Origin of the sequence: Shewanella sp. Sh95 (assembly GCF_001308045.1) — a bacterium.
Taxonomy (GTDB): Bacteria; Pseudomonadota; Gammaproteobacteria; order Enterobacterales; family Shewanellaceae; genus Shewanella; species Shewanella xiamenensis.
This window is the reverse complement of sequence record NZ_LGYY01000066.1, coordinates 1-4,897: the sequence shown is the minus strand read 5'-3', so window position 1 is coordinate 4,897 and position 4,897 is coordinate 1. Positions and strand designations below refer to the sequence as shown.

The following is a 4,897-nucleotide window of genomic DNA, read 5'->3' as shown; positions in this document are numbered from 1 at the left end:
GGCGGGTAATATGAGTACGGGCGAGTGCTTCTGAGAGTTGCATAAAAAAATCCGATGACATGAGGTCATCGGATTTTGATCTTTTCAGCGAGATCGTCAAGCGATCTGTCTTAACTGATCGGCATTACACCCTAAGGTGCGTTTTTTGTTTCGCGCAAAGCGATTATGACAGACGGTCAAGCACCGCTTGAGTGAAGTCAGTCGTACCGTGGGTGCCGCCTAAATCGCGAGTCGTACGGTCGCCTTCTTCAATCACTGCCGATACGGCTTTACGGATCATATCGGCTTTATCAGCCATGCCTAAGTATTCCAGCATTTGGATAGAGGCTAAGATCACTGAGGTTGGGTTAGCGAGGTTTTTACCTGCGATATCTGGCGCACTGCCGTGAACGGCTTCGAAAATCGCTGCATCACGGCCAATGTTGGCACCGGGTGCCATACCTAAACCACCGACTAAACCTGCACACAGATCCGACAGAATGTCACCAAACAGGTTGGTGGTCACGATAACGTCGAAGTTTTCTGGGTTCATCACTAGCTTCATGCAAGTCGCATCGACGATCATTTCTTCGGTTTTGATGTCTGGGTAGCGTTGGCTCACTTCACGGGCCACTTTCAGGAACAGACCTGAAGTTGACTTCATGATGTTTGCTTTATGCACGATAGTGACTTTTTTACGGTTTTCTTTGCGGGCCAGTTCGTAGGCGAATGTCGCGATTTGCTCAGCGCCTTGACGAGTGACAATACTGGTCGCTTCTGCGGTGCTGCCGTCTTCAGAAACCTTCTGACCGTGGCCTGAGTACATGCCTTCGGTGTTTTCACGCACTGTGATGATATCAATGTTTTCATAACGGGCTTGAGTGCCTTTGAAAGACAACACAGGACGCACGTTAGCGTACAGGCCGAATTTCTTACGTAATGTCACGTTGATAGAGGTAAAACCTTCGCCTACAGGCGTAGTTAGCGGGCCTTTTAGGGTGATGCGGTTTTTTTCGATCAGTTCTAAAGTACGCTGCGGAAGTAGTTCGCCTTGCTTCTCGAGAGCGGTTAAGCCTGCATCTGCAAATTCATATTCAAAATCACAACCTGCTTTATCAAGAATTTTTAAGGCTGAATCAATAATACTTGGGCCAATTCCATCACCTGGAATTACGGTTATCGTTCTTTTTGACATGGAGAAGTCCTTCCACGGTTCGTCGTTACTGCAATTGTCCGCCCCGGGATCAGCCGGGTAACATGACTATGAATTTGGTATTTTTTCTCCCTATTATTTTAACCGTGTTTGGTCAAACTTCACAGGAATTAGTGAGCAATATCACGATTTTTTATTGGGTAAAACTTGTAAAAATACTGGGTTATAACGATGATGGAGAGCCAATGGTTAAAAAAGTCTACTTTAGTCTAACAACTACATAAAAGAGGAAGACATTGAAGTTATTACCTATCACATCGCTAGTGCTGTTATCCCTCGGAATATTGCCGCATGCCCATGCTGAAACTAGCACTAAACCCCTTACCCTAAACGACATCATGCATTTTGAGTCCCTCGAAAAGCCCGTTATCGCTGACAATGGTCAGGTGCTGGCGGTTGAGGTGGCGCCGGATCGTGGCGATAGCCATGGTTTAATTAAAAATCTGCAATCAGGAAAAGACTTTCAGATTGAAGGCGGCTCAGACCCTATCGTGAGTCACACAGGCCGTTATGTAGCGATGGCGGTTAAGCCTAGTTTGCTTAAAGTTGAAACCAGCGATGCTAAAGCTAAGAAAAAGCTTAAGGCCGATATGGTGTTGCTCGATACCCAAACGGGCACGCAAACCAAATTTGAACGGGTAAAAGAATTTGTCTTTAGTGACGATGGCGCGCATTTAGCCATTTGGTTTGAAGTCGACGAAGAGGCCAAGAAAGACGCCAAAGAGAAGAGCGAAGGCATCGAAGATAAGCCCAAAGCCGAAAAGGTGAAGATTGATAAGTTCGACCAAGGCCGTCGTTTTAGCTTAGTGAATCTATCTTCGCCTTCGCAGCGGGTGGATCTGGAGCATGTGACCGCCTATCAGTTTGATAAAGACAGTCGCCGCTTGGCCGTCACGGTTAATGATATCGAAGCAAAGCAACATCAATTACAACTAATTGATTTGAAAAACTACAAAAAATCAACGGTATTTGAGTCTCAAACCCAACAAATAGGCGCGCTAGCACTTTCAAAAAATGGTCGCTGGCTGGCCTTTACTCAAGGAGATGCGAGTGAATTACCCTATGGCCGCAGCTATCAGTTAAGCCTAGTCGATATCGCTTCGGGCAAAATTCGCCCTGTGCCAAACACTAAAGAGTGGACGTTAAATCGTTACGCCAGTTTAAACTTTTCATTAGACAGTGAACGGCTCTTCTTTGGCCGTGTGCCTGAGGTGAGCCAACAGCTCAGCCTGAAGAAAATCGCCGAAGAAAAAGATCTTTATGATAAAGAGATTGTGACTGGCCAGCGCGGGCTTAAGGTTTGGCATGGGGAAGATCCGCGGATTAAACCCCATGAAATCAAGCAATATGAAGCAGAGCAAAAGCGTACTTATTTAGCCGTGTTGCATTTAGGCTCTAACAATGTGGTGCAGCTTGGCGATAAAACGGTGCCAGATGTGGCCCTGTCACAGCACAAGCGTTATATGCTGGCAAGTTCTGACTTACCCTATCGCAAGATGATCACTTGGGCAGGGTTCTATCAAGATTATTACTTGGTGGATATCAACACGGGTCGCAAGTTGCCGCTGTTAACCCAACAACCCAGTGATGCTGAGCCAAGCTTATCGGGCGACGGTAAATATGTGGCCTATTATCAGCAAGGTCATGTGTATTTATACGATATTGCCGAAGGTCGCCGCACTAATCTGACCCAGTCTTTAAAGGTGAGTTTTGCCGATGAAGATCATGATTCTCCCTCCAATGCACCGGGTTATGGTTTTGGCCCTTGGCTTAAGGACGATGCCGGCTTCCTTGTCTACGATAAATTCGATGTGTGGCAGTTTAACACCGCATCGAAAACGGGCTTTGCCTTAACAGCAGGGCAGGGACGCGCTCAAAAAATTCAATATCGTGTCGAAGGTTTAGTCGATAATCCCGATGAGCCAACGACGCTTGCCTACAACGCTACTGTGCTGCTGCATGGTTACAGCGACAAGACTAAGGCCGATGGTTTTTATCAAGCGACCCTTGGCGAAGCGGGCGTTAAGCCCCTGATGGAAGGCGAGTATAAATTAACTGTGCTTGGGCGCAGTAAAGATGCCGATACCTTGGTATTTTCTAAGGAGCGATTTGATCTCTTCCCCGATTTATACACCGCAAGCTATCAAGCGCCACAACAAGCAGTGAAGCAAACCGATTTTGATAAGCAGCGCCAAGCTTTTAATTGGAGCCAAGCTGAATTAGTGCATTGGATCAATGGTGATGGTAAACCCCTCGATGGTGTGTTGATAAAACCGACCAACTATCAAGCGGGCGAGCGTTATCCTGTGCTGGTGTACTACTATGAATTGATGACCGACAGACTGCATGCCTTTCCGCAAATGAAGGTCAACCATAGACCTAACTTCGCTTGGTATGTCAATAATGGTTATGCGGTATTTTTGCCGGATATTCGTTTCGATATCGGTTATCCCGGTGCTAGCTCAGTACAAACATTGACCTCGGGCGTGCAAAAGCTTATCGATATGGGTGTTGCCGATGCTAACGCCATTGGTTTACAAGGACACTCTTGGAGCGGTTATCAAACGGCGTTTGCCATCACCCAAACTAAGATGTTTAAAGCCGCGGTGGCTGGTGCGCCAGTGGCGAATATGACCAGCGCCTACAGCGGTATTCGCCATGGCACCGGCATTGCACGCCAATTCCAATACGAAACAGGCCAAAGCCGCATAGGTGCAAGTTTATTTGCAGCGCCACAAAAATACATTGAGAACTCGCCCGTGTTTTATGCCGATCGCATTAATACGCCGTTGATGATCATGTTTGGCGATAAAGACGATGCGGTGCCCTGGGAGCAAGGTGTTGAAATGTACTTAGCGATGCGCCGTGCGGGTAAAGATGTGGTGTTTTTACAATATGAAGATGAACCACATCATCTGAAGAAATACCCTAATAAGCTCGATTACAGCATTCGGATGATGGAATACTTCGACCATTATCTTAAAGGCAAACCCGCGCCAACTTGGTTAAGCCAAGGCGAAGCCTATGTCGAATATAAAGCCGATGATGAGTAATCGTCTGTTTTAGGTTTATCTATAAGCAAACGCCACCATAAGGTGGCGTTTTTTATGGCAAAAAGGGCGCGAGCTAGCTCATTGAAATAGTCCTTTTATCCCCTTGGAATTACCATGGCTCACCTGTTTGGCATTAGCGTAGTCTGTAAGTTTTAAAGAAATACAAAGCATGCTTTGGGGCAAGAAGAGCGTTAAATATTGGAAGACGAATATCATTGCTTGGTTATTGAATGCAGACCATATTTAAGGGCGAACCATGGTATTTGCTCAACGACACGGTGAATAGAAATCTAGGATTTCTAAGCTTATGAACGAGAGCCATGGATGGCGAACAGGCCGTTAAACAGGGATGTTGTTCAAGTCCATCCGTTAATGCTCGACCGCCCCGTCTGATGTTAATGGATTCACGAATGCCGCGATGGCATGGATGCCAAAGAGCGGCCATGGGGCGGACGGTCGTCTCGCTAATCACCATGGCTCACCTGTTTAGCATTAGCGTGGTCTGTAAGTTTTAAAGAAATACGAAGCACGCTTTGGGACAGAAGCGTGATAGAGCCGTTGCTCTAACTCTTCAGTTTCGGATTAAAATTTTTTAAGGATTTAACGCCCGCATTTGCGGCTGGTTTGAAGCGCAGCGGAAAACCAGTCCGAC

The 4,897-nt window shown here is 46.6% G+C and carries 2 protein-coding genes; one reads left to right on the top strand and one right to left on the bottom strand.

Features of this window, described 5'->3' with window-relative positions; genetic code table 11:
- Positions 1–163: 163 nt before the first annotated feature.
- A complete protein-coding gene (locus AEA42_RS05280; protein ID WP_037416541.1) occupies positions 164–1,174 on the bottom strand; it encodes an isocitrate dehydrogenase in 1,011 nt (336 codons plus the stop codon).
- Positions 1,175–1,428: 254 nt separating this feature from the next.
- Here AEA42_RS05280 and AEA42_RS05270 point away from each other — a divergent pair, with 254 nt between their 5' ends.
- Positions 1,429–4,245, top strand: coding sequence for a prolyl oligopeptidase family serine peptidase (locus AEA42_RS05270; RefSeq protein ID WP_055647172.1), 2,817 nt, complete (start codon positions 1,429–1,431; stop codon positions 4,243–4,245).
- Positions 4,246–4,897 lie beyond the last annotated feature (652 nt).

What these genes read in the sequence shown, in the direction of transcription:
- AEA42_RS05280 (WP_037416541.1), bottom strand. Translation starts at nt 1,174, where the DNA reads ATGTCAAAAAGAACGATAACCGTAATTCCAGGTGATGGAATTGGCCCA.